Source organism: Rhizobium sp. NFR03 (assembly GCF_900111275.1).
In the GTDB taxonomy this organism is placed as follows: domain Bacteria; phylum Pseudomonadota; class Alphaproteobacteria; order Rhizobiales; family Rhizobiaceae; genus Ferranicluibacter.
This window is the reverse complement of sequence record NZ_FOGR01000028.1, coordinates 1-2,585: the sequence shown is the minus strand read 5'-3', so window position 1 is coordinate 2,585 and position 2,585 is coordinate 1. Positions and strand designations below refer to the sequence as shown.

3 protein-coding genes are annotated in these 2,585 nt (G+C 58.3%); all 3 read left to right on the top strand.

Annotated features, from left to right (window positions below; all coding sequences use genetic code 11):
* Positions 1-82 precede the first annotated feature (82 nt).
* Genes BSG19_RS25560 through BSG19_RS25550 form a run of 3 tightly spaced genes read left to right on the top strand, consistent with a single transcriptional unit; the run spans position 83 to position 2,506 of the window.
* The gene (locus BSG19_RS25560) at positions 83-517 is read left to right on the top strand and encodes an IS66-like element accessory protein TnpA (RefSeq protein WP_092932084.1); all 435 of its coding nucleotides are present in this window, start codon (positions 83-85) and stop codon (positions 515-517) included.
* Positions 510-863 (top strand): IS66 family insertion sequence element accessory protein TnpB, encoded by a 354-nt coding sequence (gene tnpB / locus BSG19_RS25555; RefSeq protein WP_060716621.1) that lies wholly within the window; start codon positions 510-512, stop codon positions 861-863. The genes BSG19_RS25560 and tnpB overlap by 8 nt, the downstream gene beginning before the upstream one ends.
* Positions 864-916: 53 nt before the next feature.
* On the top strand, positions 917-2,506 hold the full coding sequence (locus BSG19_RS25550) for an IS66 family transposase (RefSeq protein ID WP_092990799.1): 1,590 nt from the start codon (positions 917-919) through the stop codon (positions 2,504-2,506).
* The last annotated feature ends 79 nt before the right edge of the window (positions 2,507-2,585 follow it).

The following is a 2,585-nucleotide window of genomic DNA, read 5'->3' as shown; positions in this document are numbered from 1 at the left end:
GTAAGCGCGAATTTCTCCGCACCTTCTGTAGTTGAGTGAGCTTTGGCATGAGGTGTCCACTTAAAAAAGGTGGACACCAAGTATGGGTGAAGGTCAAAAACTCGCTGTGCGGCTGGTTGGTCGGAATGGAAGACGGCGCTTCGATCAAGGTTCGAAAGATCGCCTCGTTGCGGCCTGCCTTGAACCCGGCGCATCAGTATCGAAACTGGCGCGAGAACACGGGGTCAACGCGAACCTCGTTTGGAAATGGATCAGGAAACATACCCCGGCACATCCATTATCGCCGTCTTCGACATCTGCGTTTATTCCGGTTCAGATTGCCGCCCCGAGCAGCGAGTTCGACATTGAGATGCCTGCCACGGATCGCGAAGAGCGATTGCCGACGACGGAGAGGAGCGACCCGCTGACCTCTCCAGCGAAGGTGAGTGTATCATTGCCGAATGGTGTGAGATTGACGCTGGAGTGCCGCGATCTCAACGCATTGACGGCAATCATCGGAGCTCTGGGTCATGTTTAAGCTTGGCGCTGATCTTCAAGTCTATCTGCATCGCGAACCGATCGACTTCCGGGCCGGCATCAACAGCCTTGCGGTCCTGGTCCAGGAGACGATGGCGCTGGACCCGTTTGCTCCTGCAGTGTTTGCCTTCTGCAACCGTCGGCGTGACCGGGTGAAGCTGCTATTCTTCGATCGCTCGGGCTTCGTGCTCATCCTGAAGCGGTTGACCGAAGACAAGTTCCGATGGCCGCGCCGAGAGGTGACGGTGGTCACACTGACGACCGAGCAACTGCACTGGATCCTCGACGGGATCGATATCGATGCGATGATCCGCCATCCGGTGCGGCAGTATCAGATCGCCGGCTAAAGGTGGCGAATTGAGCTATTGACGCGGCAGCGCGGCTCAGATTCAAAACTGGGATGACCCGAACCGGCGAACTGAGCGTTGCAGAGCTGATGGCGCAGTTGGCGGCCAACGCCGCCGAAATTGCTGCGCTCAAAGCCGAGAAGGAGGCCCTCTCGCAGCGGGTCGTCAAGCTTGAAGAAGAACTGGCGCTTGCAAGGCTCCATCGTTTTGCCCCCCGCAGCGAAAAGCACATTGATCGCATCTTCAACGAGGCCGAAGAGGCCGCGGACGAGGATGATCCTGATTATGGCGACGCGGTCGCCGATCTCCCGGATACAGGCTTGCCGGTGGTCCAAAGCACTACGGGAAAGAAGCGTGGCAGAAGGCCTCTACCGGAAGATTTGCCACGCGAGCGTGTCGAATATGACCTTGCCGACGATCAGAAAGCTTGCCCTTGCTGCGACGGTCAAATGCATCGCATGGGCGAGGCCGTCACCGAGCAGCTCCATATCGAGGTCAAGGCAAAAGTCCTGCAGAACGTGCGGTTCAAGTATGCCTGCCGCCATTGCGACCGCACCGGGATCAATACGCCTGTCGTGATCGCTCCGATGCCGACCCAGCCCCTGCCGGGCAGCATCGCCACCGCCTCGACACTGGCTTTCGCGCTCGTCCACAAATACGTCGATGGCACGCCGCTCTACCGCGTGGCTCAGACATTCGAGCGTGCCGGCGTTCCGATCAGCCGAGGCGCTCTCGCTCACTGGGTGATCGGCTCGAGCGAGAAGCATCTTCACCGCATCTATGATGCGCTGAGATTGCGGCTCAGGTCGCAGCCTCTCATTCACGGTGATGAGACGACCGTTCAGGTCCTCAAGGAAAAGAATAAGGAAGCCACGAGCACATCGTATATGTGGGCTTATCGCAGCGGCGAGGATAGTGACGAGCCGATCGTGCTTCTCGACTACCAGCCCGGCCGCGGTCAGATTCACCCACAAACCTTCCTTGGCAAATACCGCGGCATACTCATGACGGATGGCTACACAGCCTGGCGCACCTTCGATGATGCCACCCATGTCGGATGCATGGCTCATTCCCGGCGGCGCTTTGTCGAGGCACTCAAAACCAGAAAGAATGGAGGCGGACCGCCGGAACAGGCACTCCGGTTCTTCGAGCAGCTCTACCGGATCGAAAAACAGGCGCGAGACAAAAAGCCCGACGCCGATGAAACGCAGGCCGATTGCATTCGCCGTTTCCGGCAACAGCACAGCTTGCCGGTCCTGAACGCTCTAAAGGCATGGCTTGACAACATCGCGCCGAAGATTGTGCCGGATACAAAGCTCGGCGATGCAGTGTCCTACACCCTCAATCAATGGGATTATCTGACGCGCTATATCACCGACGGCGGGAGTCCGATCGATAACAACATTCTGGAGCGTGACATCAGGGTCTTTGCGACAGGAAGAAAAACGTGGTTGTTCAGCGACACCGCTGACGGAGCCAAGGCCAGCGCAGTGGTCTACAGTTTGATGCTGACTTGCCGCGCATGTGGCGTCGACCCACTCACCTGGCTGCGCTATGTGCTCACTGAGTTGCCGCAGCGGGACGAAGCGGCCGAAATCGACGACCTGCTGCCGTTCAACTACGCCACGACCACTGCGGCGTAATAGAGCTGGATATCAAAATCGGTGTGACGGCGGTTCAGCGCTGCCGCAGCCGTCAAGGTGCATCGAAAATTGCGCTTAC

Excerpts from the sequence above, each read along its gene's own strand:
- BSG19_RS25550 (WP_092990799.1), top strand. The coding sequence starts at position 917 with ATGACCCGAACCGGCGAACTGAGCGTTGCAGAGCTGATGGCGCAGTTG.
- BSG19_RS25560 (WP_092932084.1), top strand. The coding sequence starts at position 83 with ATGGGTGAAGGTCAAAAACTCGCTGTGCGGCTGGTTGGTCGGAATGGA.
- tnpB (WP_060716621.1), top strand. The coding sequence starts at position 510 with ATGTTTAAGCTTGGCGCTGATCTTCAAGTCTATCTGCATCGCGAACCG.